Consider the following 18,723-nt stretch of genomic DNA (forward strand, 5'->3'; position numbering starts at 1 on the left):
GACGGCCGACGAACAGCCCCAGCCATCCGCAGCGAGAAGGCGAGCCGCATGTCCTTCCTCCCGGTCGAGGTCCGCGCCCGGTGGGCCGAGCACAATCCCGGCCTCGACACCTCCCCCATGGAACTGGTCGCCCTCCTCAAACGGGCGGGCGGCCTCCTCGACCGCGCCGTCGAGCCCCTGTACGAGGGCGCCGCGCTCACCGCGCCGGAGGTCGACATGCTGATCCCCCTGCGCCACGCCACCGAGCCGATGATCGCCCGCGGCCTCGCCGAGCACCTCGGCCTCTCCCGCGCCGGCGTCAGCAAGACCCTCGCGAAACTGGAGCGGCGGGGCTTCGTCTCCCGCACCCCCAACCCGGCGGACCGCCGCGCCGCCCTGGTCACCGTCACCCCGGCCGGCGCCCGCGCCGTCGACGACCTGTTTCCCCGTCAGCTCGCCGCGGAGGTCGAGCTGTTCGCCGGGCTCGGCGAGGACCGGGAGCGGGTGATCAGGGCCCTGGAGCTGCTGGTGGGGACGATGGAGGGGCGGGCCGCCCGCGCCTGACGGACGGATCGGCGGCCGTGGGCGGCGGATCCGCGGGCGGCGGGGCGCCGAACAGCGGCAGACACTCCTCGAGTCCGCCGATGCGCGGCGCCCGGGAGCGCGGGCGGGCACGCCACTGGTCGGCGGTCAGGCGCAGCATGCGGATGTTCCCCGGGGCCAGGGACGTCACGGCGGCGCCGCACTGTTCGTACCCGAGCTTGGCGGCGATGGTGAGGGACGCGTGGTTGTCGGCCGCGGTGTCGAGGAACGCCCGGTGGGCCCCGAGGCCGTCGAAGGCCAGGTGCAGCGCGGCGGCGTGGGCGAGGGTGCCGATGCCCCGGCCGCGCCAGGAGGGCACGATCCACAGGCCGTGCTGCACGGTGCCGCGGCGCGGAAACCCGCGCGCGCGGGTGTTGTGCAGGCCCGCCAGGACGCCGTCGACGAGGACCGCGAGGGTGAGGGACCACCGCTGGGGCTGGAAGAGGGCCCACTCCCCCCACAGGTGCTGCAGTGTTCTGCGGCCCCTGCGGGCGGCGTCGTCGGCGGGACCGGCGAGGAACGGCACCGTGGGATCGTGGGGTTCGTGCGCGGCCTCGTCGGCGAGCGCGTGGCACTCGGCCAGGACGGGACTGCGCAGGAGCAGGGGTCCGGCGGAGACGGTGAGGCCGGCGAGGGGCCAGTGGAGGTGGCTCACGTCGTGCTCCCACTGAGGCGGGTGGCGCCGAACGCGTCGGCGGTGGCCGTGGGCGGGGCGTTGCCCCCGCCGGGGCCCGGGTGTCCGGCCGCGAGGACGTGGAGCGGGGTGTGCCCGGTGTTGTCGAGGGTGCAGCGCCGGGCGACGGGGGTGTCGCGGAAGGCGCCGGTCTCGGCGGGTCCCAGCCCCAGTGCGGTCGCGGTCAGGGCGAACGTCTGGCCGAGGTGGCCCGCGTTCAGCAGGCACACGCGGTAGCAGCGGGGCGTGGCGTACTTGACGCTCATGCGCTCCAGCCGCGCGGCCAGCACCACCAGGAAGGCCGCCGCGCCGATCCACTCCTGGTCCGCGCACAGGACGGCCGCCTCGTCGCGGGTGAGGCCGACGGCGAGCAGTTCGAGCGAGTGCTCCAGGCCGTTGTAGTGGTACCAGCCGGGGTCCAGGCCGGTCACGTTGAGGATGCCGAGGTAGGTGTCGAGCTCCTGCCGGGCGCCGCCCTGGGGGCTGGTGCGGCGGTAGAGCGCGGCCCGCCCGGAGTCGATGAAGTCGACGGGGCCGAAGACCGCGGCCAGCAGGACGCCGAGCGTGCCGAGGCTCACCGGGGCGTCGCTGAAGTCGCGGTGGGTCCGGCGGGCGTGCAGGACCTGGCCGTAGGGGGCGTCCAGACCGGCGATCGGACGCGGCAGCAGGACGCGCGGAGCGTCGGGGTAGCCAGTGAACAACACCGGATCGGGTGCGGGGTCCCGGAAGCCGGCGGCACCGGCACCCGCGGGCTGCCTGTCGTCGATGTCCTGGGTGGCGTAGTGGAAGAAGGACGCCTCGGGGGCCCAGGTGCGCCAGTGCCGGGCGGTCTCCTCGTCGCGCACCGCCTCGCAGCTGCCCTCGGCGAGCAGGGTGCCCGCCTCGGTGAGCGAGCGGACGGCCTCCCGGACGGTCTCCGCCGTCAGGTGGGGCAGGCTCCGGTCCGCGGTCTCGGGGTCGAGCCACTCGTCGAAGGCGGTCAGGACCTCCGCCGCGGCGGGGTGCACCGTGCTGGGCGTGCCCTGCGGATAGGGATGCACCACGAACAGACCGTCATGCCAGTAACAGGTCAGACAGCGGGCACGGCGAAGACGCATGGGAACTCCGGGGAAGATCGTGCGGCGGGCGGCCGGCCGCGGGCCGGCCGGGCTCTCGGTGATGCGGGGCCGGCGTCCCGGCGGGTGCCCGGCCCCCTGCCGTCACCGGTCGTTCTTGCAGGAGAACGGCGGGCCCCACGTGCGCCTGCCGGCCCGTCCCCTGTCGGTCCGTACCATCGGCCGGGCCGTTATCGACAGCTTCCGCATGACGGTGCGCCCCTTTCCCCTACGAGGTGTCTCCCCGTCACCTCCCCTCTTCCGCCGTGCGGAAAGGCGCGCACGGCCTAAACCAGCAGATACGGTACGACGAAGGCTCGTATCGCCCACGAGCGCCGTGTGCGCGGGCACATGACGAGGTGAGGGCCGTCCGGACGCCACATGGCGCACGCCCCGCGCGCGGTTCAGTCCGTGAGCGTGATGCGCAGTCCCGTCGTGCCCTGCTTGCCGCGGCGCAGCCGGCTGCCGAGGAGGGTCAGCCGGCCGGCGATCCCGTACTTGCGGGCGATGAGCCCGCGGTACCGCTCGGTGGTGTCCGGGCCGGTCGCCTCGGCCCGGCCCGGGACCTGCCGCCCGGTCGGCCTGCCGCGCACGTCGCAGGGGCCCACGAGGACGTCGGGGCGGTTGCGGATCCGCCTGACCTTGTAGGAGTCGGCGGCGGTCCACACACCGAGCGCCGCTCTGTCCCGTACCACCCACACCGGTGTCGCGACCGGGGTGCCGTTTCTGCGGTAACTGGTGACCAGCAGGTACTTGCCCGCGGCCAGTGCGTCCAACGAGGTCTCGTCCATGCGGGGAGTGTAGGCGGGCGGCGCGCGGGGAGCGGCGGCGCCCGCCGGTCCCTCGTTACGACAACTGCCCGTCGTAGTCCGGCAGCTTGAACGTGCGCTCGGCGTGGCCGCCGACGAGGTCGGAGTCGTTGTTGCCGATGTTGGCGATGATCGTGTGGCCCTGCGCCTCGATCTCCGCCCGCTTGGCCGTCTTGTAGGCGCTGACCTCGTCGAACAGGTCCGGCAGGTCACGGACGTGGAGACCGGCGACCGGATAGCCGACGCGTTCGAGGTTCCACTCGGTGACGCTCTCGATGATGCCCGGACGCGCGGTGACGAAGAAGATGTCGACTCCGCGGGAGCGGGCGTACGTGGCCAGGTCGAGCGTGGGCCGGGCCGCCGGGGTGGGGAGCTGGTACCAGGGGTGGAAGTCGGTCTCCAGCGCGGTGTTGTCGATGTCGAGGACGAGGGCGAGCTTCTGCCCGGCCGCTCCCTCGGTGCGCTGCTCGATGTACGGCCTCGCCTCGTCGATGACGGCCTGCACGTCGCGCTGCCAGGTGGCGTGGTCGACGTCGGCCGCCCGCACGGCCGCCGCGCCCGCCGCGGCCACGGCCGGAGCCGCCGTCGCGGGGGCCGAGAGACCGACCGTGCCTCCGGCGCCCAGCGCCACGACCGCCGAGACGGCGCCGATCCGGCGGGCCACTCCACGTCTTGTCATGTCCGTCGTCCCCTTCCACGGGTGCTCACGGGTCTGCGGGAATGCGCACGTGCTCCGTACGTGGGAACGGCGAGGGTCGTCCCCCGCCGCGCCCACGATGATCGGGGCGGGGGGTGGACGGAAGGCGACGCGGTGGTTACCGGCCGTCGGCGAGTGGTGGGCGGCGGCCGACCCGGGCGTCTACATTGCCGGTTGGCACTGCCCGCACACGGAGCCTCCGGAGTCGATGCCATGGAGACGGACCCCGCCGAACCCCCGACGGCCCCGGTGACGACCGCCTGGGTGAAGCTGGAACTCGATCTGGACGCCTTCGACCTGGCGCGTTTCCAGCCGTACGTCGACCGCTGCCGCAGGTCCGGCATCCGGCTGACCACCCTCTCGGAACTCGGCGACACCCCGGAGCACCGGAGGGCGCTGTACGAGCTCAACAAGGAGTGCTCGGCGGACATCCCGGAGCGCGGCGCGTTCCTCACGTACGACGAGTACCGGTGCCTGCGGCTCCAGGCGCCCGGCTACGACCCGCGCGGGGTGGTGATCGCCCTCGACGGCGACACCTGGATCGGCCTGGCGGCCACCTCGGACCAGCGGCGTTCGGGCTGTGTGCGCAACGAGATGACCGGGGTGCGGGCGGGCTGGCGCGGACGGCGCATCTCGCTGGCGATGAAGACGTACGGCATCGGCTTCGCGGGAATCTGCGGGGTGAGCCGCGTCCGTACGCTGCACCATCCGCGGAACACGGGCGCGATCGCCATGAACCGGACGATGGGGTACGTGGCCGCCGACTGGTGAACGCGCGGGCGCGGGCGCACGTATGAGGGGAGGGCGCCCGCCCGGGGGGCCTGGCGGTGCTCCGCGCCGCGCCGTACGGGGTTCGGGAGCCATGCGATGAGGCACGCACGACGACGGGTCGTCCGGCGGGTGACACGACTGGCGGCCGCCGGCGGGCTGCTCTGCGGAGGACTCATGGTCACGCAGGCCGTGGCGGGCGAACCGGCGGTCCCCGCCCCTCCCCCGGCGAGCACGGCACGGACCGTCGCCGACACCGCGTCCGGGCTGGTGTCGCGGCTCGGGGACGACCGTACGGCCGGTTCCTGGATCGACGCCGACGGCCGGCCGGTCGTCGCGGTCACCGACGAGGCGGCGGCGGCCGAGGTGGAGAGCGCGGGCGCACGCGCCCGGATGGTCCGGTACAGCGGGGCCGACCTCGACGCGGCGGCCGGACGGCTGCGCGCGGCGCCGCGGGTGACGGGCACGTCCTGGTCCGTCGACCCGTCGTCCAACGAAGTGGTGGTGCGCGCCGACAGCACGGTCTCCGCCGCCGACTGGTCCCGGCTGACGCGCACGGCCGAGGAGATCGGCGGAGCCGTGCGGACGGAGCGCGCGGAGGGCACGTACACCACACGGCTGGGCGGCGGCGGGCCGGTCTTCTCGGCCGGTGGACGCTGTTCCGTGGGCTTCGACGTGACCGACGGCCGCGACGACTTCCTGCTCACGGCCGGGCACTGCGGCCCCACCGGTTCCGTCTGGTTCGCGGACACGCAGGGCGGCGGGCCGATCGGACGGACCGTCACCTCGCGTTTCCCGGGCGCCGACTTCTCCCTGGTGCGGTACGACGAGGGACAGCGGGACACCGCCTCCGACGTGGTGCTGGTCGGCGGGGGGCGCGGCGTGCGCATCACCTCGGCGGCCGATCCGGCGGTGGGCCTGCGGGTGTTCCGCAGCGGCAGCACGAGCGGGCTGCGCGAGGGCGAGGTGACGGGGCTCGACGCGACGGTCAACTACCCCGAGGGCACGGTGACCGGGCTGATCGAGACGACGGTGTGCGCCGAACCCGGCGACAGCGGCGGCCCGTTGTTCGCCGACGGGGTCGCGCTGGGCGTGACCTCGGGCGGCAACGGCGACTGCGCCTCCGGCGGCACGACGTTCTTCCAGCCGGTCACCGAGGCGCTGGGGGCACTGGGCGTACGGCTGGCCGGGCAGCCGGACGGCGCGGGCGCCGGGGCCTCCGGCGGCGCCCCGCCGGCCGCCGGCCCGCAGGGCGCCACTCCGCCCGGGGACACCCGGCCGGGCACGGCGGGACGGACGGACGCGCCCGGTCGGGTGTCCACCGTCCTCGCGCGCCTCACGGATCCGCGGGCCGTGGGGCCCGGCCTGCTGATCATCGCGGGCAGTCTGGTCGCGCTGGCGGCGACGCGGTACGTCCGTACGGAACAGGAACGGCAGCGGTACCGGCGGCAGTACTCACGGATCTGGGGGTAGCCGGGCGCCGGCCCGTCACCGGAACAGGGCACCGGCCAGCTCGCCGCCGAGGAAGGCGGCGGCCAGTCCGGCGACGACACCGGCGACGGCGTTGACGGCGGCGTGGAATCTCGCGCCGGTCCCGGCCAGGCGGACGGTCTCGTAGGAGAAGGTGGAGTACGTGCTCAGCGTCGCGCACAGCCCGGGGCCGACGAAGTGGTGGAGCGCGGAGGGCACGGTGGCCGCGGTCGCCGCACCGGTGAGGAGGCCGAGTCCGGCGCAGGCGGCGAGGTTCACCGTGAAGGTGCCCCAGGGGAGGGCGCTGTCGTGCCGGGCCTGGACGGCGCGGTCGGTCAGGTACCGCAGGGGCGCGCCGACGAGGGCGCCGGCGATGACCATCAGCCAGTTCACGCCGCCGTGCTCCCGTCCGGCCGGGGACGGGGGCGGACGAGCAGCCGGGTCAATGCGGACGTGGCCCAGAGGGCGGACAGCGCGGCGGCGAGGGTGGTCGTGAGGTAGAGCAGCGCGGTGCCGGCGCGGTGGCCGTCGAACAGGTCACGGGCGTCGACGGCGTAGGTGGAGAAGGTGGTGTAGCCGCCGAGGACACCGGTGCCGAGGAACGGCCGCACCAGGGGGTGGACGGTCGCCCGCTCGGTGACCAGGACCATCAGCAGGCCCATGGCCGAGCTGCCGGTGACGTTGATCCAGAACGTGGTCCACGGGAAGGTGCCGGCCGCGGTGGGCCACAGCAGGGTGGCGCCGTAGCGGGCGCAGGCGCCGATCACGCCTCCTGCCGCGACGGTGGCGAGGATCTCCGCGGGTGCCGGCTGCCGTCCGGCGGCGGGAGTGGCGGCTTCGGGGCGGTCGTGCACGCGTCCAGGCTCCTACCTGATCGTCTCGGTCCCGCGCGGGCGCGCGGGAGGACAGGCAGGGACCGTCGGCGACCACCGCGTCGGCGCGGTCGCGGTTGGGTACGGCGGGCCCCACCGCCGTGCGCCATCCGGTACGGGGCGGCGCGAAGGTAGATTAACGTCCGCGCCGGCGGCGCCGGCGGGCGCCGCCTAGTCCGCGTCCCCGGGGCCGGGCGAGGCTGCCGCCCACTCCATGACGAGCCGCTGGTACTCGCGTCGCTGCTGACTGTTCAGCGTTCCGCCGCTGCGGAACCACAGGGCCCGGATCTCCTCGTTGACCTCGGCCGCTGTTCTCTGTGTCCTTTCCCGGACGCCCTCGACAGTGGTGGACATGTCGTGAAGCCTACGGTGCCCGACGTGAAGTTGATGTGAGTAAATGCACCGCTTCCGACATTACGGACCGTGAAGCTGGTCACTCTGTGTGTTCCGTCACTACGGATCCGTGCGCCCCGGGGAACGGACCGGCCGCGCGGCGGGCGAGACCTCGTCCGTACCGGCGCAGGAGCAGCAGCGCGGTGGCGGCGAGGCCGGTCAGCAGGCCGAGCCAGACGCCGGTCGGGCCGAGGTCCGCGCGGCGGGCGAACAGCCAGGCGGCGGGCAGGCCCACGAGCCAGTATCCGACGAGGGTGACGTGGAAGCCGCCCCTGGTGTCGTCGAGGCCGCGCAGCAGGCCGACGCCGATGTTCTGCGCGCAGTCGAAGAACTGGAGCACGGCCGCCACCAGGAGCAGGTCCGTGGCGACCGCGGTGGCCGTGTGCTCGGCCGGGTCGAGGAAGGGGCGCAGTACGAGGCCGGGCGCCAGGACGTACACCGCGCCGACGACCGCCGTCACCGCCGCCGCGCAGGCCAGCGCGGTGGTGCGGACACGCCGGGCGGAGTCCGTCGCGCCGAGCGCGAGGGCGCGGCTGACGTGGAGGGACGCGGCGTGGGAGAGGCCGACGGCGACCTGGAGGACGACGTACACGCAGCTGTTGACGGCGGTGTGCGCGGCGAGGGCGGCCTCGCCGAAGGTGCCGGCGACCAGCGCGACCACGAGGAAGAAACCCGCCTCGGAGCCGTAGGTCGCGGCGATGGGCGTGCCGAGGGCGGTGAGGCGGCGCAGCGTGGCGGCGCGGGTACGCCACGCGCGGAGGTCCAGCAGCGGGGCGAGCCGCTCGTCGCGCCGGGCCGAGGCGTACAGGGCGAGGAAGGACAGCAGGTGCACCAGTGAGGTGGCCACGCCGATGCCGGGCAGGCCGAGTTCGGGCAGGATCCAGGTGCCGTGGACGAGGCCCCAGTCGAGGGCGGCGTTGGCGACGACGGAGGCGAGGGTGATGCGCAGCAGCGCCCGTGGGCGGCGCATGCCGACGGTGAACTGGCGTACGGCCTGGAACCACAGGCAGGGCACGAGGCCGGGCGCGAGGGCGTGCAGGAGCGGCCGGGCCGCCGCGACGACGTGGGCGTCCTGGCCGAGCAGGCCCACCAGGTGCCCCAGCAGCACCATGGCGACGGCGCCCGCTCCACCGGCCAGCGTGGCGAGCGCGAGGGAGGCGCGCACGAGCGCGCGCACCTCTTCGCCCGCCTCCTCGCGCGCCGCGTCCGTACCGGCGGACTCGGCGCGGGCGGCCGCGGCGGCCACCTGGTTGCCGACGGCGGTGACCATGCCGACGCCCATGGTGCGCAGCTGATTGAAGATCACCAGGGCGAGGCCGCCCGCCGCGAGGGCCTCGGCGCCCATCAGGCCCATCACCACCGTGTCGGTGGTGGTCAGGGCGACCTGGGCGAGCTGGGTCAGGGCGAGCGGTACGGCCAGCGTGGCGAGGGCGCGGCTGTCGTGGCGGAGGGTGCGCCAGGCACCTGTGGGGGGTGTGGCGGGGGTACGGGTCATATGGGGCTCTCGGTGTCACGGAGCGCGGTCAGCAGCTCGGCCACCTCGCGTTCGGCCGCGGGGTCGACGAGGTCGCGCGCACGCATCCAGTCGTCGTCGAAGACGGTGTCCAGGTATTTCTCCCCGCCGTCGTTGAGCAGCGCGACCATAGTGGTTCCGGGCGCGGTCCGGGGGGACGCCATCCGGTGCAGCGCCTCGTGCACCACCCCGCCCGCGGAGCCGCCGATCAGCAGTCCGGTGCGGCGGGCGAGCGCGCGGGCGGTGGCGAACGCCTCGACGTCGCCGACCTTCACGCCCTCGTCGATCAGCCCGAAGTCGACGAGCGCGCCGATCGGGGCGCCCTCGGGGGTGCCGGTGCCGGACTGGTGGTAGTCGTGCGCGGGGCCGCCGAAGGCGATGGAGCCCTTGGGTTCCACGCCGACGATGCGCACGCCGGGCACGGTGCGGCGCAGCGCGCCCCCGGTGCCGCACAGGCCGCCGCCGGTGCCGACGGCGCCGAGGAGCACGTCGATCCGGCCGTCGAGGGCGGCGTCCAGTTCCCGGGCGACGGGGTGGTAACCGACGGCGTTGGCGGGGTTGTTGTGCTGTTCGGTGAAGACGGCGCCGGCGTGGTCGCGGGCCAGCCGCTCGGCGAGTTCCTCCCGGGCGGCGGTGGCGAGCGCTCCGTCGTTCCCGTCGCCCTCGTCCGCGACGTACACCAGCTCGGCGCCGAGGGCCTTCATGCCGCGCAGCTTGTCGGCGCAGGCGTGGCGGTCGACGACGGCGGTGAAGGCGTAGCCGCGTTCGGCGGCGACGACGGCGAGGCCGAGGCCGGTGTTGCCGGAGGTCGACTCGACGATCCGGCCGCCCGGACGCAGCCGTCCGCTCTCCTCGGCGGCGAGGACCATCTGGCGCGCCATGCGTATCTTCGCGCTGCCGGTGGGGTTGAACTGCTCCAGTTTCAGCAGCAGCCGGCTGTCGTCGCCGGTGCGGCACAGCTCGAACAGCGGGGTGCAGCCGATGAGGTCCGAGACGCGGCCGACGACGGCCGGACGCGTGAACGCCTCGCGCATGACGGGCTCCAGGGGCGTGTGGGTGCGGTCGGTCAGCAGGGCGTACGGCGGTCGAGGCGCCAGCGGACGCGTCCGCGCGCCTCCTCGACCACGGCCTTCGGCGGCAGCGGCAGGTCGTGGAAGGGCGACTCGTTGGAGTCCATCTGGTATCCGGCGGTGTTGGGGTAGACCAGCAGGTCACCGGGGCGGGGCCGGTGCGGGAACACGATCCTGCGCCAGGTGAGCAGGTCCTGCTCCAGGCAGGTGGCGCCGCCGACGCAGGCCCGGTACGGAGTTTCGCCGCCGGGGCGTTCGGGCCGCTCGGGCAGCAGCACCGGGTCCGGCAGGTACTCGCTGCCGAACCACTGCTCCGACAGGCTCAGACTGCTCCCGTTCACCGTGAGCATCCCGTACCCGTCGCGTTCCTTGACGCCCTGGACGCGGAAGACCGTGCAGCCGGCCCGGTCCAGCAGCGCGCGGCCCGGCTCCAGCAGCAGCCGCACGCCGGCCCCGCGCAGCCGGCCGGCGAGGGACGGACCGCCGGCCGCCGGGCGCGCGGCGAGGACGGCGCGCAGCGCCCGGGCTCCGGCGGCCGGCGCGTGGTACGGGTAGAAGTCGGCGGTGGTGAAGGACCTCCCCGCGTGGTAGTCGTGCGGGCCCTGGGTGCGGGTGAACCGGTCCCAGTCCGCCGCGGACACGTAGTCGACGGGGAATCCGCCGCCGATGTCGATCCGGTCCGCCGGGTGGCCCGCGGCCCGGGCGCCCAGGCACATGCCGACCAGCTCGTGGGCCAGTTCGGCACGCGGCGCCACGTCGTAGCCGGACAGGTGGAAGGAGAACCCCTCCATCCGCACGGCGTCCCCCGCGTCCCGGCAGCGCCGCAGCGCGGCCTCCAGCTCCGCGCCGTCGAGGCCGAACCTGCTGTGCGGCTGTCCCGGGGGCAGCCGGCGCAGCAGCACGCGGGCGGGTGGTGACGCCCCTCCCGCGTCCGCGCGGGCGAGGAGCCGCTCCAGTTCGTCGAGGGCGTCGACGGTGACGAGGCACCCCTGGAGCACGGCCACGCGCAGCAGGTCGCCGTCCTTGGCGGGGCCGGTGACGACGATGTGCTCGCCGCGCACCCCGTGCCCGAGCGTCTCGCGCAGCTCGCCGGCGCTCGCCACGTCGACGCCGATGCCGTTCGCCGCGCACCGTTCGATCCAGACGGCCGCCTTGTTGGCCTTCTTCGCGTAGTACACCTGCCCGGCGACGCCCGCCTCGGTGAGGGCCGCCCGGAACGCGGCGGCGTTGCCGTCGAAGCGGCCGGGCAGCAGCAGGTGGTACGGCCCGCCGAAGGCGTACGCCAGCTCGTGCGGCAGTCCGCCGCGCAGCACCCTCTCCAGCCACGGATCGGGGTGGGCCGGCAGCACCGGCCCGCCCGCGGGGCCGTTCACCGCCACAGCGGCACCCGCGTTCCCAGCCCCCGGTCCAGGGCCAGTTGCGCGAACCGGTGGCCGAGGGCGATGTCGGTGACCACCAGGCCGCTGTTGTACGCGAAGACCCGCTGCCCGGCGCCGGTGCGGCCTGCGGCCCGCCCCGCGAGGACCTCGGGGAACTCGGCGTCGGCGGCCCGCAGGGTGCCGCTGCCGTCGGCCATGTCCGTCCCCGTGACCCGCATCTGCGCAGCGCTGGTGGCGACGACGCGGTCGGCGCGGTGCAGCGCGGAGGGGGCGAGGCCGTGACCGGTGAGGACCGACAGGGCGCCGGGCCTCAGCCGGTCGGCGGTGACGGCGGCCGGTGTGTGCGGCCCCGCGGCGGCGAGGACGACGTCGGCGTCCCCGGCCGCCGCGTCCAGGGCGCCGAGGCCGTCGAGGACCTCCGCGTCGCGGTCGGGGAAGTGGGTGCGCAGCTGTTCGCGCACGGCCCGTACGCCGTCGGGGCGGGTGCCGTAGAGCAGCAGCCGTTCCAGGCCCGGGACCGCCGTGAGCAGGAAGGGGAGCGCGAGCCGTCCCTGGGTGCCGGTGCCGATGACGAGGGCGGTGCGGGCCCCGGGGGCGGCCAGTTCACGGGCGAGGAGGGCGGCGGCCGCCGGGGTGCGCAGCGCGCCGATCCGGCCGCAGTCCATCATCGCGAGGGGCAGTCCCGTGACGTCGTCGTAGAGGGTCAGGGTCGTGTAGTAGTGCTGCCTCTCGCGCTCCTCGCGCAGTCCGTGCTTGTACGAGGTCTTCACGGCGACGATCTGCCGGGCGCCGTCGCGGCCGAGCATGGCGTAGGCGACGGAGTGGCCGTCGCCGGGTTCGGACTTGAGTTTGCGGGGGTTGTCGGACCGGCCGTCGGCGAGGGCCCGGTATGCCTGTTCCACGACGGCGATCACCTCGGCCGGGGTGATGACGATGTCCGCGAGGTCGGCGGTGGAGAGGACGCACAGGCTGCTGTCGTCGGGGCCGTCCGGGGCGGGTGTGCCGTGCGTGCCGTGTGCCGTCATGCGAGGGCCTCCACCGTCCGCTGTCCGTAGCCGTGTTCGTGCCGTTCGGCGGCGGGGCGCGTCCGGCGGCCCGGTACGCGGACGGAGGTTCTCTTCAGCCAGCGGTCGGTGCCGTCGTAGCGGGCCCGGAAGGGCACGCGCCCGTGGACGACCAGGTCGTTGTCGAGGACGAGGACGTCACCCGGGGCCAGGGGCACCGCCACGGACACCCGGGCCAGTTCGTCCGCCAGCCGCCGGTAGGCCGCCCGGTGCGCGGGGGCGGCCCGGTGCAGCGGGGTGTACGCCGGGTCGTAGCGCAGTCGCGGGCCGTCCGCGGTGCGCCACAGGGTGGCTACGGCGGGCGGCTCGCCCGCGTGGGCGCGGGCCCCGGTGTACGCGGCGTCCGGGAGGATCGGCAGCAGCGGGCGCGACAGCAGCTCGACGTCGGCGTCGGCCAGCCGGGCACGGCGGACGCTGGCCGCGGTGGTGGCCACCCGGTCGTGGTTGCGCAGACAGCCGAGGACGAGCAGGTGGGCGCGGTCCGGGTGGAAGGCGTCCTCGGTGTGCGGGCTGAGGAGGGTGGCGCTGCTGGCGCCGGTCTGGGCCCGCTCGTGCCCGGGCGAGGGGACGATGTTGTGGACGAAGCGCCCGTCCTGCTGGCCCTCCCAGGCCAGGGGCGCTCCCATGAGGGCCGACAGCAGCAGGAGGACGACGTCGTGGAGCGCGCCGGCGGCACCGGCGGCCGACCAGTGGCCGGGGGTGGGGCCGAGGGCGGTGTCGTCGACGGGCAGGCCCTTGAGGACGTACAGACCGTCCCGGGTGTCGACCGGGCGGCAGGCGTGGTGCGTCCGGTCGCTGAGCGCGGGGGCGGCGCGGCGCACGGCGGACAGCAGCTCCCGGTGCGCGGCCGGGTCGTCGTGTTCGTGAGCGTGCTCGTGGTCGTGGTCGGTGAGGAGCGTGCGGGCGGTGGTCGTGAGCTCCCTCGTCGTGCGCTGATCGAGCGCACGCGCGGGGGCGGCTCCCAGTTCCATGGGCGCAACCATTCCGTAGCGGGCGAAGGCATGGTCCTGCCGCCGTCGGGGCAGGGCGGTTCGGTCCCGTGGCCGCCGGGCGGAACATCGGCGCAGGCCACACGGGCGGGAAGGTTTCGGGGGGTCAACCGGAACCATAGACACCCCTCAACGGGCAGGCAAGGCATACCTAAGTAAGGCTTCGGTAAGGCCGCAATCCCCCCTAGATCAACCCCTTGCGGGCATGTGGAGACGAGGGTAGGCAAACCTAAGACACACCCGCGACCGTGCGCCGCCCGTGAAGCCCCATGAAGCTCCGTGAAGCCGTGAAGCCCCGTGAAGCCCCGTGAAGCGAGGACGTAATGGACCTGTCGAGGCGTCAACTGCTGTGGACCGGTGGCGGGCTGGGCGCCGCGACGCTGCTCACCTCGTGCGGCGGCGGGGACGGTGAACCGTCCGCCTCCCCCGCGCCGGGCGACGGCGGGCCGAGGGCCGGCGGCACCCTGCGGGTGGGCGCGCTCGGCCGGGCGGGCGCCGTCACCCGCGACCCGCACGGCACGCAGACCAACGAGAGCGACTACCTCGTCATCAGCCTCGTCCACGACACCCTGACCGTGCCCGGCCGGAAGCGGAACACCGAGCCGCGGCTCGCCCGCTCCTGGGAGTCCTCCGACGACCTGCGGACCTGGCGGTTCGGACTCGCCGAGGGCGCGAGGTTCCACGACGGCAGGCCGGTCACCGCCGCCGACGTCGTCTTCTCGCTGCGCCGGCTGCGCGGCACCCCGTCCGGCGCGTCCCGGCTGCCCGGCATCCGGGCCCGGAACATCACCGCCGACGGCCTCCGCACCGTCGTGATCGTCTCCGACCGCCCCAACGCCGAACTCCCGCTGCTGACCCGGCTCACCACCTTCGTCGTCCCCGAGGGGACCGGTGACAAGGCGATCGCGACGGCGCCCGGCACCGGCCCGTTCAGACTCGACTGGTTCCGCGGCGGGAACGCCCGGCTGGTGCGCAACGACGACTGGTACGGCGGCACGGTGCACCTGGACGCGATCGAGGTGCGGATCTTCACCAGCCCCCAGGCGATGGCGGGCGCCCTGCTGTCCGGCCAGATCGACCTCGCCTCCAACGCCGGGGCGGTGGCGGCCCGTACCGCCGGGACCCGCGAGGACGTCCGCGTCGTGCGCCGCCCCGACGACATGGCGATGCCGATCGTGATGCGTGCCGCCGACGGGCCGTTCGCCGACCGCAGGGTCCGCGAGGCACTGCGGCTGGCCGTGGACCGCGAGGCCATGGTGAAGCAGGTGCTCTCCGGTTACGGCACGGTCGCCAACGACATCCTGGGCACCGGCGACCCGGCGTACGCCCGGGACCTCCCGCAGCGCCCGCGTGACCTCGAAAGGGCCGGGAAGCTGCTGGAAGAGGCGGAGTTCGACACCTCCAGGACCTACCGGCTCTCCACCACCGAGGACATCGCCGGGCTCGCCGAGTCCGCGACGCTGTTCGCCACCCAGGTCCGCGAGGCGGGGGTGAGGGTCGAGGTGGTCAAGGAGGAGTCGGCGGCCTTCTGGGACCGCACCTGGCTCAAGGGCGACCTGTACACCACCTACTGGGGCACCAACGACTCCGTCGTCTTCCTCGCCGGCCGGACCATGGTCTCCGGCAGCACCACCAACGAGGCCGGCTGGCGGGACGCCGCCTTCGACACGGCGTACGAGAAGGCCGTCGGCACCGCGGACGCGGCCCGGCGCCGGCAGGCGCTGCACGAGCTGCAGCGAATCGAGCACGACCGCTCCGGCTACCTGCTGTGGGGCATGGCCGACGGCATCGACCTGGCCACCCCCGCGGTACACGGCCTGCCCGAGCTGCCCGGGTACGGACGGGTGCAGCTGGAGAGGGCATGGCTGGCCCGCTGATCCCCGGCGGGGCCGTGGCGCCGGCGCTCGCCCGGCTCGGCGCCCTGCTGCTGAAGCGGGCCGCTCTCCTCGCGGCGCTGCTCGCGCTGGTCTTCGTCACCGTCGAGCTGCTGCCGGGGGACGCGGCGAGCGCCACGGCCGAGCGCGGCGAGGGCGCCGCCGACCTGGCCCGGCGGCGTGCCCTGCTGGGCCTCGACCGGCCGCTCGCGGAGCGCTTTCGGCACTGGATGACCGGACTGCCCGCCGGGAACCTCGGCACCTCCGCCGGGGGCGAGCCGGTCACCTCCCTGCTCTCCGGTCCCTTCCCCAACACACTGCTGCTGGGCGGTCTGGCGCTGCTGCTGACCGCCGTGCTGTCCCTGGCGCTCGGCTGCCGGGCCGCGCTGCGCCCGGGCCGCGCCCTGGACCGTACGGTGTCCGGCACGGCGACCGCGGTGCTGGCGCTGCCCGAGTTCGTGGTGGCCGTGGCGCTGGTCCTGGTGCTGTCGCTGTGGACCGGCTGGCTGCCCGCCACCACGGCGACCGGCGCCGACGGCTCGCCCGCGTCCTGGCGCATGCTGGTGCTGCCCGTACTGGCGCTGACGGTCCCGCAGACCGGCTGGAACATCCGGATCGTGCGCGCCGCGCTCGCCGACGCGGCACGCGCCCCGCACGTCGAGACGGCGGTCCTCGACGGTCTCTCCCCGCACCGGGTGCTGCTGCGGCACGTGCTGCCGGGCGCGCTGCCCGCGATCGCGACGGGCCTCGCCACCTCGACCGGCATGCTGCTGGGCGGTGCGGTCGTGGTGGAGACCGTCTTCAACTGTCCCGGCGCCGGTTCGGTGCTGGCCTCGGCGGTCACCGACCGCGACGGGCCCGTGGTCGCCGGGGTCACCGCCCTGGCGGGCGCGGTCATCACCGTGGTGCTGCTCCTGGCCGACCTCGTACGGGACCTCATGACCGGGGGCCGCCGATGACGGCGCGGGCGCGCCCCGGCGCGTCGGCGCGTCGGCGGCGGACGGCCACCGCCGTGCGCGTCCTGCCCGCGCTGCTGCTCGTCTGCCTCGCCCTCGCCGGCCCCTGGCTCACGCCGCACCCGGTGGACACCCCGGTGACCGGGCCCTACGCGCCGCCCGGCGCGGGCACCCCGCTCGGCGGGGACCAGCTCGGCCGGGACGTCCTCAGCAGACTGCTCGCGGGAGGCCGTGAACTCGTCGTGTCCTCGCTGGTGGTGGCCCTGCTGGTGACCGGTGGCGCGGCGGTGCTCGGCGCGGTGGGCGCGCTGCGTCCGGCGGTCGGACGGCTCGTGGAACGCACGGCGGACCTGCTGATGCTGCTGCCCGCCGTGCTCGGCATCCTGCTGGTCACCCTCTCCTGGCCGGACGGCGGCCGGCTCGCCGTGATCGCCGCGGCCGTCGGGCTCGGCGTGCCCTACGCGGTGCGGCTCGCCGTCTCGGCCGCCGCCCCGGTCGCCGCATCGGGGTACGTCGAGGCGGCGGCGGCCGGCGGGGAGCGGCTGTGGCACCTGGTCGTCCGGGACGTGCTGCCCAATCTGCGGGCCACCCTGCTCGCCCTGTTCGGACTGCGGTTCGTCGCCGCCGTGTACGTCGTCGCGACCGCCGGTTTCCTCCAGGTCGGTCCGCAGCCCCCCGCCGCGGACTGGGCGCTGATGATCCGGGAGAACGGCGCGGGCATCCTCCTCGACCCGTGGGCCGTTCTCGCACCGAGCGCCGCCATCGGGCTGCTCGCGATGAGTGTCAACCTCGCGGCCGCCGCCCTCGCGCCGCGGACCGGCCGGGAGGCGGTGACCGCGCGGTGAGCCACCGGCCCGGCCGGGACCGGGACTGGACGACCGGGCTGCCGGACGCGCCCGCGGCCCGGGTCACCGGCCTCACCGTCACCTCCGCCGCCGGACGGCACCTGGTCCGGGAGGCGGGGCTGACCCTGCGTCCGGGCCGGCTCGTCGCCCTCACCGGACCGTCAGGCTCGGGCAAGACGACCCTGCTGCGCGCCCTCACCGGGCTGCTGCCGCCCGGCACCGCGCGCACCGCGGGACACGTCGAGGTCCTCGGGCACGACGTGCTCGCCCTGCCCCAGCGCGAGTTGCGCGCCCTGCGCCGCGACCGCCTCGCCCACGTCGGCCAGGACCCCGCCTCGGGTCTCAACCCGTGGATGCGCGTGGACTCCCTCGTCCGCGAACTCGCCGCCGACCGGAGCACCGACCCGGTGGCCCTCCTGGACGAGGTACGGCTCCCGGACGGCGCCCGGCTCTCCGGACGGCGGCCCGGCGCGCTCTCCGGCGGACAGCAACGGCGGGTGGCGCTGGCGCGCGCCCTCGCCCGGCGCCCCGACGTGCTCCTTCTCGACGAGCCCACCGCCGGACTGCATCCCGGGCTGCGGGACGAGATCGGCGACCTGCTGCAGCACCTGGCGCGCGAGCACCGGCTGGCGATCGCGTTCTCCTGCCACGACGCCGGGCTGGTCGGCCGGATCGCGGACGACGTGGTGCGCCTGGGAGCCGCCGTCCCGCACCGGCCCGTCACGGCCGCCGGCCGCCCGCCCGCCCCTCCGGGGGCCGGGGCGACCGGTGCGACCGGTGCCGACGGTATGGCTGGTACTGCCGCTGCTGCCGATACGACCGATACGTTCGATACGGCGGGTGCTTCCGGTGCCGCTGGTACAGCCGGTACCGCTAGTAAGACCAGCACCGCCAGTACGACCGGTACCTCCGATACCGCCAATACCACCGGTGTGCCTCTGCTGGCCGTACGGGACGTCTCCGTGACGTTCGGGCGCGGCGCGGCGCCCGTGCTGCGCGATGTCGGTCTCGCCGTCGCCCCCGGTACGGCGGTGGGTGTCGTCGGCGCGTCCGGCTGCGGCAAGACGACCCTCGCCCGGGTCGTCGTCGGGCTCCAGGCGGTCACCGCGGGCAGCATCGCCCTCGACGGCGTCCCGCTGCGCCCGGGGCCGCGCGGCCGGGCGCGCGAGCAGCGGCGCCGTGTCCAGCTCGTCACGCAGAACCCGCTCGGCGCCCTCAACCCCAGCCGCACCGTGGGTGACACGGTCGGCCGCCCGCTGCGGCTGCACCGTCGCCGGCCCGCCCGCCAGGTGCCCGCCCGGGTGACGGAACTGCTCGAACAGGTGGGGCTGGACCCCGAGTACGCCGGCCGCTACCCCCACGAGCTGTCCGGCGGCCAGCGTCAGCGCGTCGCCGTCGCCCGGGCGCTCGCCGCCGAACCCGACGTGCTGATCTGCGACGAGATCACCTCCGCGCTCGACGGGGGCACCGCGGAGGCGATCATGGACCTGCTCGGCGGCCTGCGGGCCCGGCACGGTCCGGCCCTGGTCCTGATCAGCCACGACCTCCCGCTCGTCGCCGACCGCACGGACACCGTCACCGTCCTCGACGCGGGCCGCGTGGTCGAGTCGGGCCGTACGGCGGACGTGTTCACGGCCCCGGCCCACCCGGCGACGGCGGCCCTGCTGTCCCGTGCCGTCACCGGGCGGTAGCGGCC

At 75.2% G+C, this 18,723-nt stretch carries 19 protein-coding genes; 7 read left to right on the forward strand and 12 right to left on the reverse strand.

The window, feature by feature from the left end; all coding sequences use genetic code 11:
* Positions 1-48 precede the first annotated feature (48 nt).
* On the forward strand, positions 49-543 hold the full coding sequence (locus IEZ04_RS15635; RefSeq protein WP_189217473.1) for a MarR family winged helix-turn-helix transcriptional regulator: 495 nt from the start codon (positions 49-51) through the stop codon (positions 541-543).
* Here the strand turns inward: IEZ04_RS15635 and IEZ04_RS15640 are convergent.
* The 4 genes from IEZ04_RS15640 to IEZ04_RS15655 all read right to left on the reverse strand — a co-directional run bounded on the left by IEZ04_RS15640 (position 488) and on the right by IEZ04_RS15655 (position 3,816).
* On the reverse strand, positions 488-1,216 hold the full coding sequence (locus IEZ04_RS15640) for a GNAT family N-acetyltransferase (protein ID WP_189217474.1): 729 nt from the start codon (positions 1,214-1,216) through the stop codon (positions 488-490). The two genes, IEZ04_RS15635 and IEZ04_RS15640, sit on opposite strands and share 56 nt — an antisense overlap.
* On the reverse strand, positions 1,213-2,331 hold the full coding sequence (locus tag IEZ04_RS15645; RefSeq protein WP_189217475.1) for a SagB/ThcOx family dehydrogenase: 1,119 nt from the start codon (positions 2,329-2,331) through the stop codon (positions 1,213-1,215). Before IEZ04_RS15645 ends, IEZ04_RS15640 begins: the two co-directional genes overlap by 4 nt.
* A 401-nt stretch (positions 2,332-2,732) precedes the next feature.
* Positions 2,733-3,119 (reverse strand): PPOX class F420-dependent oxidoreductase, encoded by a 387-nt coding sequence (locus tag IEZ04_RS15650; protein ID WP_189217476.1) that lies wholly within the window; start codon positions 3,117-3,119, stop codon positions 2,733-2,735.
* A 55-nt stretch (positions 3,120-3,174) separates the two neighbouring features.
* Complete coding sequence (locus IEZ04_RS15655) at positions 3,175-3,816, reverse strand: HAD family acid phosphatase (protein ID WP_189217477.1); 642 nt, start codon at positions 3,814-3,816, stop codon at positions 3,175-3,177.
* A 231-nt stretch (positions 3,817-4,047) separates the two neighbouring features.
* On the opposite strand from IEZ04_RS15655, the gene IEZ04_RS15660 reads away from it, so the two are divergent.
* Entirely contained in the window at positions 4,048-4,605 is a 558-nt protein-coding gene (locus IEZ04_RS15660) for a GNAT family N-acetyltransferase (protein WP_229821057.1), read from the forward strand.
* A 96-nt stretch (positions 4,606-4,701) separates the two neighbouring features.
* Positions 4,702-6,075 carry a S1 family peptidase gene (locus tag IEZ04_RS15665; RefSeq protein WP_189217478.1) on the forward strand — a complete coding sequence of 458 codons (1,374 nt, stop codon included), beginning with the start codon at positions 4,702-4,704 and terminating at the stop codon, positions 6,073-6,075.
* A gap of 15 nt (positions 6,076-6,090) precedes the next feature.
* Here IEZ04_RS15665 and IEZ04_RS15670 read toward each other — a convergent pair whose 3' ends face one another.
* The 8 genes from IEZ04_RS15670 to IEZ04_RS15705 all read right to left on the reverse strand — a co-directional run bounded on the left by IEZ04_RS15670 (position 6,091) and on the right by IEZ04_RS15705 (position 13,334).
* Entirely contained in the window at positions 6,091-6,465 is a 375-nt protein-coding gene (locus IEZ04_RS15670; RefSeq protein WP_189217479.1) for a fluoride efflux transporter FluC, read from the reverse strand.
* Positions 6,462-6,926, reverse strand: a complete 465-nt coding sequence (locus IEZ04_RS15675) for a fluoride efflux transporter FluC (RefSeq protein ID WP_189217480.1) — start codon at positions 6,924-6,926, stop codon at positions 6,462-6,464. The genes IEZ04_RS15670 and IEZ04_RS15675 overlap by 4 nt, the downstream gene beginning before the upstream one ends.
* Positions 6,927-7,115: 189 nt before the next feature.
* Complete coding sequence (locus tag IEZ04_RS15680) at positions 7,116-7,298, reverse strand: hypothetical protein (RefSeq protein ID WP_189217481.1); 183 nt, start codon at positions 7,296-7,298, stop codon at positions 7,116-7,118.
* A 79-nt stretch (positions 7,299-7,377) separates the two neighbouring features.
* Positions 7,378-8,832, reverse strand: coding sequence for an MATE family efflux transporter (locus tag IEZ04_RS15685; RefSeq protein ID WP_189217482.1), 1,455 nt, complete (start codon positions 8,830-8,832; stop codon positions 7,378-7,380).
* Entirely contained in the window at positions 8,829-9,884 is a 1,056-nt protein-coding gene (locus IEZ04_RS15690; RefSeq protein ID WP_189217483.1) for a cysteine synthase family protein, read from the reverse strand. Before IEZ04_RS15690 ends, IEZ04_RS15685 begins: the two co-directional genes overlap by 4 nt.
* 32 nt (positions 9,885-9,916) lie before the next feature.
* Complete coding sequence (locus tag IEZ04_RS15695; protein WP_189217484.1) at positions 9,917-11,299, reverse strand: type III PLP-dependent enzyme domain-containing protein; 1,383 nt, start codon at positions 11,297-11,299, stop codon at positions 9,917-9,919.
* Positions 11,290-12,324, reverse strand: coding sequence for an ornithine cyclodeaminase family protein (locus tag IEZ04_RS15700; RefSeq protein ID WP_189217485.1), 1,035 nt, complete (start codon positions 12,322-12,324; stop codon positions 11,290-11,292). Before IEZ04_RS15700 ends, IEZ04_RS15695 begins: the two co-directional genes overlap by 10 nt.
* Positions 12,321-13,334 carry a TauD/TfdA family dioxygenase gene (locus tag IEZ04_RS15705; RefSeq protein ID WP_189217486.1) on the reverse strand — a complete coding sequence of 338 codons (1,014 nt, stop codon included), beginning with the start codon at positions 13,332-13,334 and terminating at the stop codon, positions 12,321-12,323. Before IEZ04_RS15705 ends, IEZ04_RS15700 begins: the two co-directional genes overlap by 4 nt.
* A 341-nt stretch (positions 13,335-13,675) precedes the next feature.
* On the opposite strand from IEZ04_RS15705, the gene IEZ04_RS15710 reads away from it, so the two are divergent.
* Genes IEZ04_RS15710 through IEZ04_RS15725 form a run of 4 tightly spaced genes read left to right on the forward strand, consistent with a single transcriptional unit; the run spans position 13,676 to position 18,718 of the window.
* Positions 13,676-15,229: an ABC transporter substrate-binding protein gene (locus IEZ04_RS15710; protein WP_189217487.1), complete on the forward strand. Its 1,554-nt coding sequence runs from the start codon at positions 13,676-13,678 to the stop codon at positions 15,227-15,229.
* On the forward strand, positions 15,214-16,185 hold the full coding sequence (locus IEZ04_RS15715) for an ABC transporter permease (protein WP_189217488.1): 972 nt from the start codon (positions 15,214-15,216) through the stop codon (positions 16,183-16,185). Before IEZ04_RS15710 ends, IEZ04_RS15715 begins: the two co-directional genes overlap by 16 nt.
* The gene (locus IEZ04_RS15720; RefSeq protein ID WP_189217489.1) at positions 16,182-17,027 is read left to right on the forward strand and encodes an ABC transporter permease; all 846 of its coding nucleotides are present in this window, start codon (positions 16,182-16,184) and stop codon (positions 17,025-17,027) included. The genes IEZ04_RS15715 and IEZ04_RS15720 overlap by 4 nt, the downstream gene beginning before the upstream one ends.
* Positions 17,024-18,718 carry an ABC transporter ATP-binding protein gene (locus IEZ04_RS15725; RefSeq protein ID WP_229821058.1) on the forward strand — a complete coding sequence of 565 codons (1,695 nt, stop codon included), beginning with the start codon at positions 17,024-17,026 and terminating at the stop codon, positions 18,716-18,718. Before IEZ04_RS15720 ends, IEZ04_RS15725 begins: the two co-directional genes overlap by 4 nt.
* Positions 18,719-18,723: the final 5 nt, after the last annotated feature.

The organism is Streptomyces ruber (assembly GCF_014648075.1).
Taxonomy (GTDB): domain Bacteria; phylum Actinomycetota; class Actinomycetes; order Streptomycetales; family Streptomycetaceae; genus Streptomyces; species Streptomyces ruber.